This window comes from Corynebacterium sp. KPL2830 (genome assembly GCF_040225635.1).
GTDB lineage: Bacteria > Actinomycetota > Actinomycetes > Mycobacteriales > Mycobacteriaceae > Corynebacterium.
Window position 1 is genome coordinate 87,212 of sequence record NZ_JBEHFR010000004.1, and the last position, 18,888, is coordinate 106,099.

General features: G+C 63.8%; 21 protein-coding genes and 1 CRISPR repeat array (1 of these 22 running past the window's edge). Of the genes, 13 read left to right on the plus strand and 8 right to left on the minus strand.

Going from position 1 to position 18,888, the window contains the following annotated elements:
• The first annotated feature begins 18 nt into the window (after positions 1-18).
• The 5 genes from hemB (at position 19) to ABRP87_RS02705 (ending at position 5,053) form a co-directional block, all read left to right on the plus strand.
• Entirely contained in the window at positions 19-1,002 is a 984-nt protein-coding gene (hemB, locus tag ABRP87_RS02685; RefSeq protein WP_349867586.1) for a porphobilinogen synthase, read from the plus strand.
• Between the two features lie 9 nt (positions 1,003-1,011).
• Entirely contained in the window at positions 1,012-2,001 is a 990-nt protein-coding gene (locus ABRP87_RS02690) for a proline-rich domain-containing protein (protein WP_023025104.1), read from the plus strand.
• Positions 1,998-2,552, plus strand: coding sequence for a tellurium resistance protein TerC (locus ABRP87_RS02695; RefSeq protein WP_349867587.1), 555 nt, complete (start codon positions 1,998-2,000; stop codon positions 2,550-2,552). Before ABRP87_RS02690 ends, ABRP87_RS02695 begins: the two co-directional genes overlap by 4 nt.
• A gap of 83 nt (positions 2,553-2,635) precedes the next feature.
• Complete coding sequence (gene hemE / locus ABRP87_RS02700) at positions 2,636-3,670, plus strand: uroporphyrinogen decarboxylase (RefSeq protein ID WP_349867588.1); 1,035 nt, start codon at positions 2,636-2,638, stop codon at positions 3,668-3,670.
• On the plus strand, positions 3,671-5,053 hold the full coding sequence (locus ABRP87_RS02705; protein ID WP_349867589.1) for a protoporphyrinogen oxidase: 1,383 nt from the start codon (positions 3,671-3,673) through the stop codon (positions 5,051-5,053). It abuts the gene before it with no gap.
• 370 nt (positions 5,054-5,423) lie between these two features.
• On the opposite strand, the gene ABRP87_RS02710 is transcribed toward ABRP87_RS02705, so the two are convergent.
• The gene (locus tag ABRP87_RS02710; RefSeq protein WP_349867590.1) at positions 5,424-6,464 is read right to left on the minus strand and encodes an HNH endonuclease signature motif containing protein; all 1,041 of its coding nucleotides are present in this window, start codon (positions 6,462-6,464) and stop codon (positions 5,424-5,426) included.
• 114 nt (positions 6,465-6,578) lie between these two features.
• Positions 6,579-7,418, minus strand: coding sequence for an NAD(P)-dependent oxidoreductase (locus ABRP87_RS02715; protein ID WP_349867591.1), 840 nt, complete (start codon positions 7,416-7,418; stop codon positions 6,579-6,581).
• 135 nt (positions 7,419-7,553) lie between these two features.
• Here ABRP87_RS02715 and hemL point away from each other — a divergent pair, with 135 nt between their 5' ends.
• The 7 genes from hemL to ABRP87_RS02750 all read left to right on the plus strand — a co-directional run bounded on the left by hemL (position 7,554) and on the right by ABRP87_RS02750 (position 14,018).
• Positions 7,554-8,864, plus strand: a complete 1,311-nt coding sequence (gene hemL, locus ABRP87_RS02720) for a glutamate-1-semialdehyde 2,1-aminomutase (RefSeq protein ID WP_349867592.1) — start codon at positions 7,554-7,556, stop codon at positions 8,862-8,864.
• A gap of 50 nt (positions 8,865-8,914) precedes the next feature.
• Positions 8,915-9,523, plus strand: coding sequence for a histidine phosphatase family protein (locus ABRP87_RS02725; protein ID WP_023025111.1), 609 nt, complete (start codon positions 8,915-8,917; stop codon positions 9,521-9,523).
• Positions 9,523-10,140: a TlpA disulfide reductase family protein gene (locus ABRP87_RS02730; RefSeq protein WP_349867593.1), complete on the plus strand. Its 618-nt coding sequence runs from the start codon at positions 9,523-9,525 to the stop codon at positions 10,138-10,140. Before ABRP87_RS02725 ends, ABRP87_RS02730 begins: the two co-directional genes overlap by 1 nt.
• Positions 10,141-10,944, plus strand: coding sequence for a cytochrome c biogenesis CcdA family protein (locus tag ABRP87_RS02735; RefSeq protein ID WP_349867594.1), 804 nt, complete (start codon positions 10,141-10,143; stop codon positions 10,942-10,944).
• 7 nt (positions 10,945-10,951) lie between these two features.
• A complete protein-coding gene (locus tag ABRP87_RS02740; protein WP_349867595.1) occupies positions 10,952-12,583 on the plus strand; it encodes a cytochrome c biogenesis protein ResB in 1,632 nt (543 codons plus the stop codon).
• 82 nt (positions 12,584-12,665) lie between these two features.
• The gene (ccsB, locus tag ABRP87_RS02745; RefSeq protein WP_298693952.1) at positions 12,666-13,760 is read left to right on the plus strand and encodes a c-type cytochrome biogenesis protein CcsB; all 1,095 of its coding nucleotides are present in this window, start codon (positions 12,666-12,668) and stop codon (positions 13,758-13,760) included.
• A complete protein-coding gene (locus tag ABRP87_RS02750; RefSeq protein WP_349867596.1) occupies positions 13,761-14,018 on the plus strand; it encodes a helix-turn-helix domain-containing protein in 258 nt (85 codons plus the stop codon).
• Here the strand turns inward: ABRP87_RS02750 and ABRP87_RS02755 are convergent.
• Positions 14,015-14,290, minus strand: coding sequence for a hypothetical protein (locus ABRP87_RS02755; protein ID WP_349867597.1), 276 nt, complete (start codon positions 14,288-14,290; stop codon positions 14,015-14,017). The two genes, ABRP87_RS02750 and ABRP87_RS02755, sit on opposite strands and share 4 nt — an antisense overlap.
• A 38-nt stretch (positions 14,291-14,328) precedes the next feature.
• Between ABRP87_RS02755 and ABRP87_RS02760 the strand changes: the two genes are divergently transcribed.
• Positions 14,329-14,652, plus strand: a complete 324-nt coding sequence (locus ABRP87_RS02760) for a DUF4229 domain-containing protein (protein WP_298693946.1) — start codon at positions 14,329-14,331, stop codon at positions 14,650-14,652.
• Between the two features lie 7 nt (positions 14,653-14,659).
• Here the strand turns inward: ABRP87_RS02760 and ABRP87_RS02765 are convergent, their stop codons facing one another.
• From ABRP87_RS02765 to ABRP87_RS02785, 5 genes are all read right to left on the minus strand, one after another.
• Positions 14,660-15,565 carry a 1,4-dihydroxy-2-naphthoate polyprenyltransferase gene (locus tag ABRP87_RS02765; protein WP_349867598.1) on the minus strand — a complete coding sequence of 302 codons (906 nt, stop codon included), beginning with the start codon at positions 15,563-15,565 and terminating at the stop codon, positions 14,660-14,662.
• Between the two features lie 86 nt (positions 15,566-15,651).
• Entirely contained in the window at positions 15,652-16,788 is a 1,137-nt protein-coding gene (menE, locus tag ABRP87_RS02770) for an o-succinylbenzoate--CoA ligase (protein ID WP_349867599.1), read from the minus strand.
• A 66-nt stretch (positions 16,789-16,854) separates the two neighbouring features.
• Entirely contained in the window at positions 16,855-16,995 is a 141-nt protein-coding gene (locus tag ABRP87_RS02775; RefSeq protein ID WP_349867600.1) for a hypothetical protein, read from the minus strand.
• Positions 16,996-17,010: 15 nt separating this feature from the next.
• Complete coding sequence (locus ABRP87_RS02780; protein ID WP_034653771.1) at positions 17,011-17,979, minus strand: 1,4-dihydroxy-2-naphthoyl-CoA synthase; 969 nt, start codon at positions 17,977-17,979, stop codon at positions 17,011-17,013.
• 302 nt (positions 17,980-18,281) lie between these two features.
• Positions 18,282-18,743, minus strand: a complete 462-nt coding sequence (locus tag ABRP87_RS02785) for a DIP1984 family protein (RefSeq protein ID WP_284628522.1) — start codon at positions 18,741-18,743, stop codon at positions 18,282-18,284.
• Between the two features lie 110 nt (positions 18,744-18,853).
• Positions 18,854-18,888: a CRISPR direct-repeat array (repeat unit 36 nt) (it continues 1,089 nt past the right edge of the window).

Consider the following 18,888-nt stretch of genomic DNA (forward strand, 5'->3'; position numbering starts at 1 on the left):
CGCTCTAAGGAGTACCCAATGAGCTCATTTCCTGCCCGCCGCCCCCGCCGCCTGCGCTCCACGCCGCAGATGCGTAACCTCGTGGCCGAAACCACGCTGCGCCCATCGGATCTGATTTTGCCGATGTTTATCGCAGACGGCCTCGATGAGCCGAATGAGATTTCCTCCATGCCCGGCGTGTACCAGCACTCCTTTGATTCGCTGCGCCGCGCGACTGAGGAGGCCCTCGAGGCCGGCGTTACCTGCGTGGACCTATTCGGCGTTCCGCTAGATAAGGACAAGGACGCCACCGGCTCCGTGGCCTGGAACCCAGACGGCATTTTGAACCGCGGCATCGCCACCCTGCGCGAGGAATTTGGCGATGACCTCATCATCATGGCCGATACCTGCCTCGACGAGTTCACCTCGCACGGGCACTGCGGTGTCCTCGATGACCAGGGCCGCGTGCTTAACGATGAATCCGTCCAGCTCTACCAAAAGATGGCCCGCTCCCAGGCCGAAGCCGGCGCTCAGATCATTTCGCCGTCTGGCATGATGGACGGCCAGGTTGCCGCCATCCGCGCCGATCTCGATGAGGCCGGGCGCGACGACGTCTCCATCATGGCCTACTCCGCGAAGTACGCCTCCGCCTTCTTCGGACCGTTCCGCGAGGCCGTCGGTTCCTCCCTAGAGGGCGACCGCCGCACCTACCAGCAGGACCCCCGCAACTTCCGCGAATCCCTCCTGGAGGCCGAGCTCGATATCGAGGAGGGCGCCGACTTCGTCATGGTCAAGCCGGGCTTGCCGTATTTGGATGTCTTGTCCGCAATCGCGGAGACCTCCTCGGTGCCCGTCGCCGTGTACCAAGTCTCCGGCGAGTACGCGATGATCAAGGCCGGCGCCGCCAACGGCTGGGTCGATGGCGAGGCCATCATGCTCGAGTCTCTCACCGCCTTCAAGCGCGCCGGCGCCGACCAGATCCTGACGTACTTCGCCACCGAAGCCGCACGCCTGCTCAAGTAAAGGATTCTTGTGACACAGCCTTCTTCTCGTCCGACGCCGCCGCCCGCGTCGCCGCGCCCCGAGCCGCCGCAGCCCGGGTCGCCTCAGGCTGGCGACCCGCACGGTCAGCAGGAGCCGCAGCCCAGCGACCCGCAGGCAGGTGACCCGCGCGGCCAGCAGGGGCCCCAGCGCGATAAGCAGCGAGAGCCACAACGAGAATCGCGTCCTGAACCGGGGCCCGGGTCGCCGCAGGGCGGCGCCCCGCATGGCCCGCGCGGTCAGCGCGGCAAGGGCTCGCAGGGCGGTTCCAAGCGCCCCGAGACCGTGGTCTACATGCTGTGGCTCTGGCTGGGCGTCGTCGCCGGCGAGACCGTCCACCAAATCCTCAATGTGGTGCTGACCCTGCTCAACCACGATGTGCTCATGGCACAGGCCAAGCAGATGGTCGACAGCACCTCGGGTGGCGAAGACGGCGAAGAAGTTTCGGACTCCTTTATTGAAATGGCCGCCTATGGGTCGGTGGCGCTGTCGGCTGCCATTGCCATCGGCGTGCTGGTGCTGCTGCTGTTTTTGCTGAAGTCGCTGGCAGGGCCATCAAAACGCGCGGGCACCTCGCGCCGCATCTGGTTCGCCTTTTCCATCTACTTCGGTTTCCGCATCCTGCTCACCTTCATGGTCACGCCCGCGGGTGCCGATGTCCCCGACTGGCTCTTTGCCGCCGACGGTATGGTGCAAATCCTGGTTGGCGTCGCCGCCGTATTGGGGCTCATCTTCTCCGTTAAGCCCGACACCCTCGACTACACCGGCGAGCTCGAGCAAATGCGCGAGCTGGAAAAAGAACTCGAGCAGGCGCGCCGCGATAAAGAGCGCGAGAAGCGCGAAAAGCAGGAAGCCAAAGAAAAAGACGCCAAAGAGAAGGACACCAAGCAAAAGGACCCCAAAGATAAAGGCGGTCGCAATCAACCTTCGCGGAATTACGGTGCCCAAAACAGGGGCGATGACCACAAGGACAACCGATGACCAGCATGTTCCCCGGCCACGGCCGGCGCGATGACGGTCGAAGCGACGGTCCTGCGGATAAAAATCAACGACCAGGGCCCCGCGACTATAACCGTCCCGTGCAAAACACCACGCAGGATCAAGACTTGTCCGTGTGGCCGCGCCCGCTCCAGTGGGCGTATTGGGTGCTCGTTGTCGCCGCCGTCATCATGCTGGTCAGCGGCATGGTCGGCATCTTCGGCGGAGGCGGCGAGCAGATAGAGCCCTCGGACTCGCGAATCGCGGAGTATGTGCGGTCGAACCGCCTATTCGTCTCTGTATTTAATATCATCGGTGCGATCATTTTGGCGCTCTTTTCCGCACAACTCGCCAACGGATCGAAGTGGGCGCGCCGCATTATCTCAGTTGTCATCGCGATTGCCCTCTTTTTCAATATCGCAGCCCTGGCGCTTGGCATTGGCGGGCTCGGCCTGCTGCTTATCGCCGTGACGCTGCTTATCGCGGTGGTTCTGCTTTTCCGGCCGCAGTCCAACCGGTTCATTGCCCACCGCAGCCTCCACGGGCGCGACTGACGCCTGGCTTGCGGGGCGGGAGCGCGCGGCCAGCGGCGCGGCAAATTAGCCCCTGCTCCAACTTTTGATTCATAATGAGGAGTATGTCTCGACTTAACCGCGCCCCCATTATCGATGCCGCGCTCGGCCGCACCCCCTCCCGCCCACCAGTTTGGTTGATGCGTCAAGCTGGTCGCTCCCTGCCGGAGTACCGCGCCGCCCGCGAGGGCATCGGCATGCTGGATTCTTGTTTCATGCCGGAACTCCTCGCAGAAATCACCCTGCAGCCGGTGCGCCGCCACGACGTGGACGCGGCCATCCTCTTTTCCGATATCGTGGTCCCGCTCAAGGCCGCCGGCGTCAACGTTGACATCGTGCCCGGCCGCGGGCCGGTGATGGAGAAGGCGGTGAGGGAGAAGGGGGACATCGGCAAGCTGCCTATTTTGGAAGCCGACGTGCCCGAAGTGGCCCAAGGCATTGCGGGAATCCTCGGCGAGCTGACCGAGACCCAAGCGCTCATCGGCTTCGTTGGCGCGCCATTTACCCTGGCCAGCTACCTTATCGAGGGAGGTCCCTCCAAGAACCACGAGCGCACCAAGGCGCTCATGCACGCTGAGCCCGAGACGTGGCACATGCTCATGCGCCGGCTCGTGCCCACCATTATCAATTTCCTGCGGGTGCAGGTCGATGCCGGCATCGACGCCATGCAGCTTTTCGATTCCTGGGCCGGCTACCTCAACGAGCGTGACTACCGCGAGTTCGTGCTGCCATATTCGCAGGAAATCCTGGCCAGCGTCGATATTCCGCGCATCCACTTCGGCGTGGGCACCGGCGAGCTGCTACAGGCGATGTCCGAAGCCGGCTCCGAGGTTATGGGCGTGGACTACCGCGTGGCCATGGACGCCGCCGCCCAGCGCGTGAACTCGCGCGTGCTGCAGGGCAACCTCGACCCGGCGCTGCTTTTTGCCGGCGACGATGCCGTGCGCCAGGCCGTGCGCACCATCCGCGGCGAGGTGGAGCGCGCCCAGCAGCGCGGCGATATCGACACCCACATCTGGAACCTTGGGCACGGGGTGCTGCCCACCACCGACGCGGAGGCCATCACCCGCGCCGTATCCATCATTCACGAGGAGGGCTAAATGCGTATTGCCATCATCGGTGCCGGCCTCGCCGGCCTTACCGCCGCCTACGAACTGCGCGACCACGACGTCGAGGTTTTCGAGGCCGCCGGGCGCATCGGCGGGAAGCTGTATTCCGTGCCATTTAATGACGGCCCCACCGACATGGGCGCCGAGGCCTTCCTCGCCCGTCGGCGCGATGCCGTGGACTTCTTCCACACCCTCGGCCTCGCCGGCAGTTTAGTTGACCCGTCAGGTTTGCGCTCGCTGGTCTACAGCGGGGAGCTGAAGTCCCTGCCACAGGGCGGCGTGATGGGCATTCCGTCGCGTTCCGAGCCCGTTGCGCACCTGGTTTCGGAGGACACGGCGCGGCGCATCGATAATGAGCAGCCCTTCGAATGGACCGTGGGCGGCGACGTCTCGGTCGGTGAGTTGGTGCGTCAACAATACGGCGGGGACCTGGTGGACCACGTGGTTTCTGCGCTGCTGGGCGGGGTGTACTCGTGCACCGCCGATGACCTGGGCCTGCGCGCCACCATCCCCACGCTTGCCGATGCCCTCGATACCCTCGCCGCCTCCGGTCCCGTCACCCTCTCTGCGGCCGTGCGCTCCCTCGAGGAAGCCCGCGCGGATAATCCCAGCGCCGGCGGGCCCGTTTTCCAGACCTTCCGCGGCGGCTACGCCGAACTTTATGAGACCCTGGCCGAAAAATCCCGCGCCAAGATTTTCGTTGACACGTTCATTTCTGGCATCACACGCGAGGGCGATAAGTTCCGCCTGGCCGGCGCGCCGGGCGATACTGCGCCTTTCGACCGCGTGTTGGTAGCTACCCCGGCGCCGACCGCCGCGCGCTTGCTGCCCAACGTGGCTCCGGATGCGGCGACGCGGTTGAAGGGGGTGAAGCTGGCGGCATCGGCAGTCGTGGGCCTCAAATTCGACTCCGACACCGATCCCTCCGGCACCTCGTTGCCGCAAAACTCCGGCATCCTCGTCGCCACCGACCAAGATGACGTGCACGCAAAGGCTTTCACGCTGTCGTCGTGCAAGTGGCCGCACCTAGCAGAGCGCGGCGGGGCGCTGGTGCGTGCCTCGTTCGGTCGGTTCGGCGACGACGCCATCGTCCGCGCCGAAGAAGATGACCTCGTGGACTACGCCCTCGATGACCTGCAGCGCCTGACCGGCTTCGATGGCCGCGCGGCAGGCGTCGCCGAAATCTTCACCCAGCGCTGGTTCGGCGGCCTGCCGCGCTTCGATGCCACCCACCTCGACACCGTGGCAGCCGTGCGCGATTCCTTGACCCAGTCCCCCGGCGTCGACGTCACGGGCGCCTGGGCCGGCGGCGTGGGTGTGCCTGCGGTCATCGCGGATGCGCGCGCTGCCGCAGCCCGCATCGCTAGCAGCTAAGTCACACACCTGCGCCCCGCAGCTAGGCCTAGAACCTAGCGTCACCTGTGGCTAGCACCACCGGAAGCCAGCGTCGGCCGCAGCTAGTGCCGCCAGCAGTTGGCGTCAGCAGTTGGCGTCAGCCGCGGTTAACGCTGCCGGTAGTTAAGAATCACCGGCGGTGGCACGGCTGAACCGCGACGCGATTCGAATAAGCAGCGAAGCGGATTTGGGCATGCCTAAACAGGCAGCAGGGTTACTGCTGCCTGAACAGGCGCTTGTGGGCGATTCCGCGCGTGCGGAAACCTTGCACAGGGGTCGTTGCCTGGCATGCGCGCAGGCTTAATCCTCGGCCGGGAATAGCGGCCGCGGCCGGGGCTGGGCGCTAGCGCTAGGGTTCGGCGCTGGGGCCGGGCACTGCATCGGGCACGGCATCGGCCCAGGGTGGTTGCCACACCACCCGCCCGCGTCTGCGGGCGAGGCGACCGCGGCGCGGCGGCCCATTCGGGTCATCGTCGTTGACGCCGTTGTGATACGGGCAGCAGGCTGCAAGGTTGGACATATTGGTATCGCCGCCGTGTTGCCAGGCTTCCAGGTGGTGGATTTGGCACTTATCCGCGGGATAATTGCATCGCGGCCACGGGCAGACGGGATTTTCGGCGGCGGCCATGAGCCGCTGCTTCTCGTTGGCCATGCGCTCGGTGCGGTAGAGGTTCACCGCGCCCTCGAAGGGATGCACGAGGGTGATAAGGCCACGTTCGGATAGGGCACGCGCGACCAATTCGGCGCCAGTAAGCCGCGCGCCGTTGGTGAGTTGGATGGTGATTTCCTCGCCGTCGCCGTCGATGATGCGGTCGAGCTCGTCGAGCGTGATGATCGCATTGGTCGTCACCGTGGGGCGCGGAGCGCCGGAGCCGGAGAAAAGCCCCGCGACGGAATCTAAAGGCGCATCCTCGTCCAGGTTGGACTCTAAGTCCGCGATGAGGGAGGACGGCCCGGTAATCGCGAGCGTCCACGGCGCGTCCTTGCGGCGGCGAATGCGCACGCCAGGGCGCGGCGGGGTGGGCGGATTGATCTCGCGCAGCTTTTTGCGCGCGAGCTTTTCCATCTCATCGGTATCCGCGGCGGTGCGGCAGAGCTCCACCCGCAGCTGCCACGCCTGGCGCTTGGTCTTGGCGCGCGTGGCGTAGCGCTCGATGACCTCGAGCGTTGGCAGCGCGTGGGCGCGTTCGCGGGCGGCGGCCACGGCGCGGCGTTGTTGCCGGGAAAAGGAGGTGGGGGAGAAGAAGGCATCGGCAAGCGTGAGCAGCGTGCGCGCAGTCCGGTTCGGCGCACCTGCCGCGCGCAGCTCGCGGGCGGACATGCCAGTGCACCCGGCGACGATGTCGATGCCGGGCGCTAAAGCCGCGAGGTATGCCTGAAGTGCTGTCATGCCCCGCAGCTTAAGGTGATAGCGCAACTAAAGCGCGGCGCGCGGGCGGGGCCTGTGGATAACTCGCCCCAAAAGCGCTAAAAGCCGCAGTTCGTTGACGCGACATGTGAATAACTAGCCCTTATTGCGGAAAACGAAGATGGAAGAGAAGTCCTGGTTCCCGTGGCCCATGTCCTGCATCTCGGCGAACCGTTCGATGGCAGCAGTTACGGCGGGCAGGGGCTTATCGGAGGTGCTCTCCATGAGCTTGGCGTCCTTGGCCAGGGCATCGACGGTGAAATCGCCCGGGTCGGTATTGCGCTCGCCGGTGATGAACGGGCCTTTCATATTCGACATGAACGATAGCCCGGTGATGTCGAGCATCTGCAGGATGACCTCGGAATCGAGCCCCTCGGATTCACCGAGCTGCAGGGCCTCCAGCAGGCCTTCGGCGGTCACGGCTAGGGCAAGGTTAGCCAGCAGCTTGCCGATGGCCGCCGTCGCCGCCGTTTCCACCCCAATCAGCTTTTCTTCGCCGGCCCAAGCCTCGGCAAGGCCGAGGGCGACCTCGCGGCGGTCATCGTCGGGCGTGCCGACATAAACGCCTAGGTTGCCCTCCCGCGCCGGGCCCAGCGAACCCACGACGGGGGAGTGGACGTATGAGTCGACGGCGGCGGCGAACTCGCGGGCATCGTCAGGCGAGACCGTGGTGGTGTCGATCCAGGTAATGCCCTCGGGGATGAGCTGTGGCTCGATGACCACCTCGCGGATCTGGTCGGGGCCGAAGAGCGAGGTGATGATGACCTCGGCGCCCTCGATGGCGGCGGCGGGGGTATCGGCGCGCGCCGCGCCCTCGTCCACGAGCGGTTGCGCGCGCTCGGCGGTCCGGTTCCACACCGTCAGCTCGTGTTCAGCTAGTAGGTGGCGGGCCAGCTCGGTGCCCATGCGTCCGGTTCCTAAAAATGCAATCTTCATACCTTCCTAGTGTGCCATCTCAGCGGGAATGCCGTTTCTATGACGTATCACGGAACTTCAGGGAACGTTGGAGGGTTGCTGTGAATTACGCCGACATGCACAGTCAAACTTTTGTATGGCGCGCGAGTCGCTAGAATGACAGACATGCCTAATACTTCCCAGTCGCAACAGTGGTTCGAGCGTTCTTCCAAAGTGATCCCGGGCGGGGTGAACTCGCCGGTGCGCGCTTTCGGTTCCGTGGGTGGCCAAGCCCGCGTGATTGAGCGGGGCGCGGGATCGCGCCTGTGGGATGTCGACGGTAATGAGTACGTCGACCTCGTGAGCTCTTATGGCCCGATGATCCACGGCAACGCGCACCCGGAAATCGTCGAGGCCGTGCAGCGGGCTGCCACCGGCGGGCTGAGTTTTGGCACGCCGACAGAGGGTGAGGCGCTGCTGGCGGAGGAAATCGTCAAGCGCACCGCGGCTAATAAGGTGCGCATGGTTAACTCCGGTACGGAGGCGACCATGTCGGCGGTGCGTTTGGCCCGCGGATACACCGGCCGCGCGAAGGTGCTGAAGTTTGAGGGTTGCTACCACGGGCACGTGGATGCGCTGCTGGCATCGGCGGGCTCGGGCGTGGCGACGTTCGGCCTGCCGGATTCGCCGGGCGTTACGGGTGCGACGGCGAAGGACACCATCGTCGTTCCTTATAACGATCTGGATGCGGTGCGCGAGGCCTTCGCAGAGAACGAGGGCCAGATTGCCTGCATCATTGCGGAGGCCTCTGCCGGCAATATGGGCACCGTGGCCCCGAATGAGGGCTTCAACGCGGCGCTGAAGGAAATTGCGCATGCCGATGGCGCCCTGCTCATCCTCGACGAGGTCATGACCGGCTTCCGCACCTCGTATAAGGGCTGGTACGGCGTCGAGGGCGTGGCGGCGGACTTGGTGACCTTTGGCAAGGTGGTTTCCGGTGGCTTGCCGGCTGCGGCCTTTGGCGGTCGCGCCGAGGTCATGGACTACCTGGCGCCGGATGGTCCGGTCTACCAGGCTGGCACCTTGTCCGGTAATCCGGTGGCGATGGCCTCGGGCCTGAAGTCGCTGCAGCTTGCCGATGAATCCCTCTACCCCCGCCTGCAAGAAAAGGCCGACCAGCTCGGCGCGATGATTTCTTCCGCGCTGGAAGCCGAGGGCGTGGCGCACCACATTCAGCGCGCGGCATCCATGTTCTCCATTCGCTTTGCAGAGGGCGAGGGCCGCAACTTCGCGGACATGCAGGCCGCGGAGAACTTCCGCTTTGCCCCGTTCTTCCACGCGTTGCTTGAAAACGGCATCTACGTGGCACCGAGCGCGTTCGAGACTTGGTTCGTCTCTGATGCTCTTGGCGATGCCGACTTCGAGCGCATCGACGCCGCCCTCAAGCCCGCCGCGAAGGCCGCGGCCGCAGCGCGTCCCGCACAATAAGGCCTGCGCAACTAGGCCTGCACAATTAGGCCTGCTCAACAAGGAGAGACATGACACGCACCATCGTTCACCTCGTGCGCCATGGCGAGGTACACAACCCGGGCAAGATTCTGTACGGGCGCATTCCGGGCTATCACCTATCCTCGCGCGGGCATTCCATGGCCGCGCGGACGGCGGAAAGCTTCCGCGATCATGATGTGACCTATTTGGCGGCCTCGCCGCTGCAGCGCGCGCAGGAAACGGCGCGGCCGATTGCGCAGGTGACGGGGTTAAATGTGGACGTCGATAAGACGCTCATTGAGTCCGGCAACCAATTCGAGGGCTTGCGCACCAAGGGCCTGCGATCGGCGCTGTGGAACCCGCGGCACTGGCCCAAGCTGACTAACCCGCTGGAGCCGTCGTGGGGTGAGGCGTATGAGGGCATCGCCGAGCGCATGCTCGGTGCGGTCGACCGCGCGCATACCGCGGCAGAAGGCCACGAGGCCGTGCTGGTGAGCCACCAGCTGCCCATCGTGATGGTGCAGCGCACGGTGCTGGGCCAGCGCCTGCCGCATGCGCCGTGGAACCGCGAGTGCGCGTTGGCCTCGGTAACCTCGCTGCTTTTTGAGGATAACCAGGTCACCGATATCTTCTATTCCTCGCCGGCGCAGGAGATTTAATGGCACGCACACGCACCCGTGCGGCAACGCGCGTTGTGGCAGCTGCGCTTTCTATAACCGCCCTGACCTTGACCGCCTGTACGCAGGACGCCGACAATGCACAAAACGCGGTGGCTACCGGCGGCGAGTTTGAATTCATCTCCCCGGGTGGGGAGCGGGAAATCCACTACGAGGAAGCCGATAGGAAACCGCTGCGCAGCTTCAGCGGCGCCGATGTCCGCGATACGGATAAGACCATTTCTTTGGACGATTACGAGGGCCAAGTCGTGGTCTTGAATTCTTGGGGCCAGTGGTGCGCGCCGTGCCGCGCTGAGGCCGATGACCTGCAGGCGGTGCACGCAGAGCTGCAAAAACGCGACCTGGGTACGGTCTTAGGCATCAACGTGCGCGACTATAACCCGCAGGTATCCAATGACTTCTTGGACGATAACGGCCTGGAGTACCCCTCCATCTATGACCCGCCGTTTAAGACGGCCGCGGCGCTCGGCGGCGTGCCTACGTCCGTGGTGCCGACCACGATCGTCTTGGATAAGCAACACCGTCCGGCTACCGTTTTCTTGCGGTCCATCACTACCGATGACGTGATGGATGTTGTGGATAAGTTAGAAAAGGAATAAATGGATTACGCAGCAAATATCGGCGGTTCGTTTGCCGAGGCTGCCACCTCCGGCCCGTTGATCCTCGGCATCCTCGCCGCGGCTCTGGCGGGTCTTGTCAGCTTTGCCAGCCCCTGCGTCATCCCGCTGGTGCCCGGCTATATCTCCTACCTCGCCAGCGTGGTTGGCGGTGAGGTGAGCTATGACGAGAAGCTGGGGGTGGGCGTCGGCAAGCGCAGGCAATGGGCCGTCGTGCTGGCGGCAGCGCTGTTCATCTTGGGCTTTACCGTGGTCTTTGTGCTGGCGACGGTCTCGGTCTTTGGCGCAATTTCTGCGCTCACGCTCAACGCCGATACGCTGATGCGCGTGGGCGGCGGCGTCACCATCTTGATGGGCGTGGTTTTCCTGGGTGCGATTCCGGCGCTGCAGAAAGACACCCGCCTGGCGCCGAAGCGCTGGACGACGTGGCTGGGCGCGCCGCTTTTGGGCGGCGTCTTCGCACTGGGCTGGACGCCGTGCCTGGGACCCACGCTGGCGGCGATCGTGTCCATTTCCGCCGGCACCGAAGGCGTGACCGCAGCCCGCGGCGCCCTGCTCATCGTGGGCTATTGCTTGGGCCTTGGCCTGCCGTTCCTGCTGGTGGCGCTGGGGTCCGCGCGGGCGATGCGCACCATTTCGTGGGCCCGCAAGCACTCGCGCACCATTCAGATCATCGGCGGCGTGGCGATGATCCTCGTGGGCGTTGCCCTGATTACCGGCCTGTGGGGCGAGTTTATTTCCTATATCCAGAAATGGACCGTGGACTACGGCGCAACCCTCATTTAGGAGAAACGTGAAATATATCCGCAAAGCCTGGCGCTGGCTTACCAGCATGCGTACCGCGCTGGCCCTGCTTTTCCTGCTGGCGCTCGCCGCCATCCCCGGATCCCTCTTGCCGCAGCGCGATCTGAACGAGCAGAACGTGCAGGAGTTCATCGAATCCAATGGCACCGTCGCGGAAATCTACGATAAGCTGCAGCTTTTTGATGTCTTTTCCTCCATCTGGTTCCAAGCCATCTTCCTGCTGTTGACGGTCTCGCTCATTGGCTGCATCATTCCGCGCTCCATCGATCACTACAAGGCGTGGCGCACGCAGCCCACGCGCGCGCCGAAGTACCTGCACCGCCTGCCGCTCAGCGCCGAGGGGCATTCGGGAAAGAGCGAGGAAGAACTCAGCGCGGAGATCCACAAGCGCCTGAAAAAGTGGCGCGTGGCCGAATACACCCCGGATGAGGACCGCGCCGGGGTGCACGCCTTTTCCGCCGAGCGCGGCTACGGCCGCGAGCTGGCCAACCTCATTTTCCACGTCGCGTTGGTGGCGATCCTGGTCACCGTGGCCGCCGGCCGCCTGGTCAACTACGAGGGCCAGGTCATCGTGGTTACAGAGTCCGGTTCGCAGGGCGGCAATACTTCGCTGGAGCAGTCCACGGAGTTTTGTAATACTTCCACCTCGAACTTTGACTCCTTCCGGGCAGGACCGCTTTTCGATGGCACCGGGCTCCACCCCTTCTGCATGACCGCGCACGACTTTACCGCGAAGTACCTGCCCAATGGCCAGGCGGAGATGTTTACTTCCAACGTTTCTTACGCAGAGGGCGACGATATTTATAAGGATTCTTCCGAATGGAAGGACTATGAGCTCAAGGTCAACCACCCGCTGCGGCTGGCGCAAAACCGCGTCTACCTGCAGGGGCATGGCTATGCGCCGACGGTGACGGTGGAGTGGCCGGATGGTGAAAAGCGCACGCAGACCATCCAATTCCAGCCCACTGACACGACCTTCTTCCTGTCTTCGGGCGTGCTGCGCTTTGACCCGCCGGCGGGCATGTACCCGGATCTTTTCGAGCGCCGCCAAAACCAGCTGGCCATCCAAGGCCTCTTCGCCCCGACGGCCGAGTGGAGCGGTGAGAATGGCAAGCTTTTGCAGTCCTCCCACCCGGGCCTGAATGATCCGGCGCTGGCGGTCGATATTTATCGCGGCGATGCCGGCCTCGATACAGGTACCCCGCAGTCGCTCTTTTCGCTGGATTCAAGCCTGGTGCACTCCGGGCAGCTGCAGAAGATCGACCGCGTGAACCTGAGCCAGGGCGATGACGTCACGCTTGACGATGGCACCAAGATCACCTTCAACGGCGCCAATGAGTTTGCCAATTACCAGGTCTCCTATGACCCATTCCAGAAGTGGGTGCTGGTGTCAGCACTTGTCATGCTGGTATCCCTCGTGGCCTCGTTGATGATTAAGCGCCGCCGCGTCTATATTCGCCTGCGGTCGGATTCCGCTGGCGGTACCGCCATCGAGATGGGTGGTCTCGCCCGCACCGACCGCGCCGGCTGGTCCGAGGAATTCCACGAGCTGCACCGCGCGCTCTTGGAGCTTCCGGATCCAGATGAGGTGGAAGAAGACAAACTCTATACTGATGATTGATCCAACTATAGTTGGATCCCGCTGCTTGCATGAGTAAGGTAATCAGCATCATCCCGCACGTGTGAAGGCTAGGTGGACTCCCTTGCAGATCGATCAGAATCTGTCGAACTTCTCGGATCTCGCGGTGCAGACCGCATTCGTGGTGTACTGCGTCGCGCTTCTTATGTCGCTGTTGTACTACGGCCGCATACGTAGCCTCATCGAGGCGCGTCGCGTCAACCGCTCGGAGGCGTCCAAGGTATTGGTCGGCGCCGGGGCCGAGGCTGCCGCGGCTGCTCCCGCCGCCGGGGCTGGCGGCGGCGATACCGGTGCTGACGCTGCAACCGGCACGGGCGCAACGGATGTAGGCACCGACTACGAGGCTGAGGCGGCGTCTGCGGCCGCAACCTTGAGCGAGGAAGAAGTCGCGGAGAAGGAACGCAAGCTGGATAAGCTCGGCGGCATGACCAGCTCACTGATGTGGGTTGGCATTGCCCTGCACGCCGCGGCCATCGTGCTGCGCGGGCTGGCCACGGGCCGTTTCCCGTTTGGCAACCTTTACGAGTACGTGTTGATGGTGTCCTTCGGCGTGCTCTTGGTGGGCAATATCGCCATGCAGCGCAAGGAATGGCGCACGGTCTGGCCGTGGATCCTTACCCCTGTGCTGGCGCTGATGTTTTACGGCTCCACCAAGCTATATGCGGAGTCCGCACCTGTGGTGCCGGCCCTGCAATCGCACTGGCTGCCCATTCACGTCACGGTGGTGTCCTTGGGCGCGTCCATCGGCATCATTTCCGGCATCATCTCGCTATTGACCCTGTTGCGCCAATGGCAGCCAAAAAACGCGGAGCGTGGCATCTTTGGTGCTCTGGCTTATCCGCTGCCATCCGCGGCCAAGATTGACCGCTTGGCGTACCGCTTGGCCGTTATCACCCTGCCCACCTTGGGCCTGGGCATCATCTTGGGCGCCATCTGGGCCGAATCCGCGTGGGGTCGCTTTTGGGGCTGGGATCCGAAGGAAACCATGTCCTTTGCCACCTGGATTCTCTATGCGGCCTACCTGCACGCGCGGGCGACCCCGGCCTTCCGCAAGGCGGCGCCGTGGATCAACGTTTTGGCCATGGCGGCGATGGTATTCAACCTCTTCTTCATCAATATGGTGGTCTCCGGCCTGCACTCCTATGCGGGGCTGAACTAAATGGCCACGAACCATAGCCCGCGCAATAAGCAGGGTAAGCCCGCCGGCGATAACGAGCTCATCCTGGGCTTGGGCGCGCAGATTGCGCAGCGGCGGCGTGAGTTGGGCATCGTCCAGCAGCAGCTTGCCGATGCCGCCCAAGTCTCCCGCTCCACCCTCCACACCATCGAACACGGTGGGGCAGGCGTGCGGTGGGAGAAGGTTACCGCAGTGGCAGAAGCGCTGGGACTTGAGATGCGGTTCGTGCCAAAGGGTTAATCCTGGTTGTCGTCTTGGCCCTTTGAATCACCTTTGCCGTCGGCGTCGCGAGTGCGGCGCTGGCGGCGTTTTTCTTCCTCGGCCTCCTGCCTGCGGCGCTGCTTGAAGCGCTCCTTTTCCAGGTTCCACAGGAATTCCTCGTCATCATCGGGGCCCTTGATGGAACGCGGTTGTTCTTCAACCTGGCGGGACTTCCAGGATGATGGCCCAAAGGCCTTCCACACCAGGTAGGCGGCGAGGACAAAAAGCAGTAGGAGGATTAGTCGACCCATGCAGATTATTCTACCTGTACGGCGTACAATCGACCCCCATGACGCACAACCCTGAGCCACCGAAACCGGACCCCGAACTGCGCCGTCGCTCCCGCAAGGCGCTATGGAAATACGGGCTCGCGCGCGTGGTGCTTTTTATCGCGCTCACCGCGGTCATCGAGCTGCTGGCGGTAGCGATTGGTTTCCCCATCCCTATCCTCATGGCAGCGCTCCTGGCGCTCTTTGTCGCCCTGCCGCTATCGATGCTGATCTTTAAAAACTGGCGCATCGAGGCCACGCAGACGCTGGCGGAATACTCCGCGCAGCGCAAGGCGCACAAGCGGTGGGTGCAGGCCGAATTGGAAGGCCGCGCGGAGGCCTAGGCGCGGACTAGACCAGGGCGACGGCGATGGCTTCGATCACTGCCCAGATGAGCATGGCGCGCCCGGTCAGCCCCAGCACGGGGATGAGCTGGGGCCCAGTGGCACCGCGATTGACGGTGCGCACCGCGCGGAGCGCAAACGGGAAGTAGACCAGGCCTGCGAGCGCAAGCCAGCTGTCGAAGGCAACCGCGATGGTGAGCACAAAGGGCAAGAGCAGCAGGCCGGTAAAGAGCAGGCGGGCGTTCTTATTGCCCAGCCGCACCGAGAGGGTGATCTTGCCGGCCTCGGCATCGGAGGGAATATCGCGGATATTATTGACCAGGTTCACCCCGGAGCTCATGGCGCCGATGCCGATGGCCAGCGCTAGGCCCGTCCAGGAAATGCGGCCGGCTTGGGTAAATTCGGTGCCGAGCACGGCGACGAGGCCGAAGAATATAAAGACGGCGACCTCGCCCAGGCCGCGGTAGCCGTAGGGGTTCTTGCCACCGGTATAAAACCACGCACCGGCGATGCACAGCGCGCCGATGAGGATGAGCCACCAAGCACCAGCGGCCAGCGACAGGATGATTCCGGCTAAGCCTGCGACGGCAAAGCACCCGAACGCGGCGTATTTCACGTGGCGCGGTTGCGCAAGCCCGCTGCCGGTCAGGCGCTGCGGGCCGGTGCGGTCATCATCGGTGCCGCGGATGCCATCGGAATAGTCATTGGCATAGTTCACGCCGATGATAAGCGCCCACGCCACGATGAGCGCGAGCACCGCGCGGCCGATATGCCCGCTATTAATGCCGAAGGCCGCGCCCGTACCGGCGATTACGGGTGCGAAGGCATTAGCCCACGTATGCGGGCGGGCGCCATTGATCCAATCCTGTGCGGTAGCGGAATAATTACCGGCTGATGAAGTCATAGCCACCATTGTGCCACTGGGTTAGCGGCGTTTAGCAATCAGGAAGCCGGGGTCGGGGCTGGAGTCGAGGCCGGGGCCGGAGCCCGCGGTGGAAGTTAGGCGCTAAAGAGGGCGGCAACGGCGTGGCGGTCAATCTTGCCGGGGCCGGTGGTAGGAAAGTCCGCGAGGTGCTTTAAATCCTTAGGCAGCTGCCATCGGGGGAGTTCGGCGTCTTCGAAGGCTTCGAAGATATCGCCAAGCTCGGCCTTACCGGTATAGGCGGCCACGATGGCCTGGCCCAGCCGCGGGTGCGGGATGCCGACGACGCATGCCTCGTCAACCCCCGGCACGCGGAGGAGCTCGCGTTCCAAGACCTCCGGGTGCAGCTTCAGCCCGCCGGAGTCGATGACATTATCGAGGCGTCCGGTCACGGTAAGGATGCCGTTTTCGATGACGCCGGCATCGGAAGTGGCGAACCACCCGTTTCCGGGAAAAGCCTCGTGGCTTGGGGCGTTGCGGTAGCCCCGCGCGATGGTGGGCCCGCCCAGCAGGATGCGGCCGTCTTGGACGCGGGCGGTCGTCCCAGGCAGCGGGCGGCCGTCGTAGACGCAGCCGCCGGCGGTTTCGGAGGAACCGTAGGTGGTGGTAATAGTGATGCCTCGGTCCGTGGCCGCGGCGTGCAGGCGCGGGTGGATGGCGGCACCGCCCACTAAGATGGCATCGAAACCTTGGAGCGCGTCGATGCCCTCCGGCACATCCATGGCTTTGGCCAGCTGCAGCGGGGTGAGCGCGGTGTAGGTGCGGTCGCCGGTGCGGGAGAGCTCCGCTGCGGCGCGGGCGAAGGCAGAGATATTGAAGCCCGCGCTGAGATCGAGGCAGAGCGGATCCACCCCGGCCACTAGGGAACGGATGAGGACCTGGATGCCAGCGATGTGATGGGCGGGCATCGCCAAGAGCCATTGCCCAGGGCCGCCAAGGACCTGGTGGGTGGCATCGGCGCTGGCGACCAGGTTGGCCGGTGTTAATTGTGCGCCCTTTGGGGTGCCGGTGGACCCGGAGGTGGAGACCACGAGCGCGATGTCCTCGGCGATGGGCTCGCCGGCGCGTTGGGAATTGCGCAGGAGGGTGGCGCGGGTGGCATCGGCAAGCGGCAGCGGCAAAAAGCAGGACCTACCGGCAATGGCGGATTCGAGGTCCGGCAGGATGGTCGCGGGGTCGTGCGGATCGACGGGCAAGGGGGCGAGGATAGTCACGGCACTAGATCTTAAGGCCACGGCGGGACAAACCCCGGTTGCGGCCGGGGTGAGTCGATACAGGGATCAGCGGTGGCTGTCCTCCTGATCAAAGGGTCGCTCGTTATTGGCCTCGGCCTCTTTAATGCTGCGCAGCATCCACACGCGCGAGCCGAGCACGCCCGCGACGGCGAGGACCGCGAGCAGGATACAAAATGCGATGAGCACGGTGCGGGGCACTCCTTAGTAGTAGTACGGGAACTCGTCCCAGTTGGGCTCGCGCTTGTCCAGGAAGGACTGCTTGCCCTCGACGGCCTCATCGGTCATATAGGCCAGGCGGGTGGCCTCGCCGGCGAAGACCTGCTGGCCCATCAGGCCATCATCGGTAAGGTTGAACGCGAATTTCAGCATGCGCTGGGCAGTGGGGGATTTCATGTTGATCTCCTGGCCCATGCGGATGGCGGCGTCCTCGAGCTCGCCGTGGTCTGCGACCTCATTGACCGCGCCCATCTCATACATGCGCTGGGCATCGTAGGTGCGGCCCAAAAAGAAGATCTCGCGGGCGAATTTCTGGCCCACCATCTTGGCCAGGTAGGCCGAGCCGTAGCCCGCATCGAAGGATCCGACGTCCGCATCCGTCTGCTTAAAGCGCGCCTCCTGGCGGGAGGCCACGGTCATATCGCAGACCACGTGCAACGAGTGCCCACCACCGGCGGCCCACCCATTGACCACGGCGATAACCACCTTGGGCATGGTGCGGATAAGCCGCTGGACCTCCAGGATGTGCAGGCGGCCGCCTTCGACCTTCGCACGGGCCTCGTCGACGCTGGATTCATCCGCCGTCGCATCATCGTGGGCGTGCTCGGTGGCGTAACGGTATCCGGAACGGCCGCGAATGCGCTGGTCGCCGCCGGAACAAAACGCCCAGCCGCCATCCTTTTGCGAAGGCCCATTGCCGGTGAGCAAGATCGTGCCCACATCCGGGGTGCGGCGGGCGTGATCCAAGGTGCGATACAGCTCATCCACGGTGTGCGGCCGGAAGGCATTGCGCACCTCCGGCCTGTCGATAGCGATGCGCACGATGCCATTCTTCCGACCGTCCGCCGCCAGGCGGTGATAGGTGACGTCCGTGAGATCCCCAAAGCCCTCAACCGGGCGCCACAATTCCTCACGGAACGGATTTTCGGTGCTGTATTTCTTCTGCTCGCTCATAGCGCCCAGCATAGTGGGCGCGAAAAAGTTTAGTCCCCATTCCCAACCCTCACCTCTACGCACTGCCCAGCATGCTGGTAATAATCGATACTCAATAACTGCGAGGGGTTATCCCGCAATGTACCCGTGTGCCCTATGCTGGCGCGGTCATCTATACGGTGGGAAGACTCGAACTTCCTCAACCCTTTAACGCCAAAGGGTGCCAAGATGTCCTCGAATTTCCCCTCGAAGGCGGGGGCATACTCGCTGCAAGTGCGTAAAGGCTACCGCCACGCGCGCGGCGTGGCATGACTAAAGCTTCGCTATGGAGTTATCAGTTCCGTATTCCAGTTCAACTGTTGGATGCGGGTATCAAGCTCCCGGTACTGCTTGGACAGGTCATCGACCCGCTTGCGCAGCTCTGCTACCGGCAGCGTGGCCACGAACTTAATCTCCGCGCGGGAGTAGCGGTCCTGCCGCGCGCCCGCGGCCTGGGCGAGGTCGTGGTAGATGCGGCGGGTGCGCACGAGGCCATCGCGAAGCGCAAGTGCCTGCATCAGGTTCTTCTCGCCATCGAAATCGGTGGCCACGTTCGTGGCATTGATGGCCTGCACGAGCTTATCGATGCGCCCGGTAATGCCCTCCAACTCGCGCAAAAGCTCGGCCGGATCCTCGTCCGGGGTATCGCCCTCCTGCACGCGCACGACGGAGAGCAGGCGCTCGCGCAGCTCATTGAGCCGTTCCTGCGCCTGCGCGCGCTCTGCTAATGCCTCTGCCAGTAACATGGTTCCTCCTTCAGGGGTAGGTAGGAACCAACGTAGCCGGGGTGGGAACTGGGGTCAATGGTTTCTAAGGATGAAAGATGTTTTTATCCACTCCTTAATAGATTTCTTTGGCTGGGGTTCAGTTCTCATTACCCCTGATAGACTT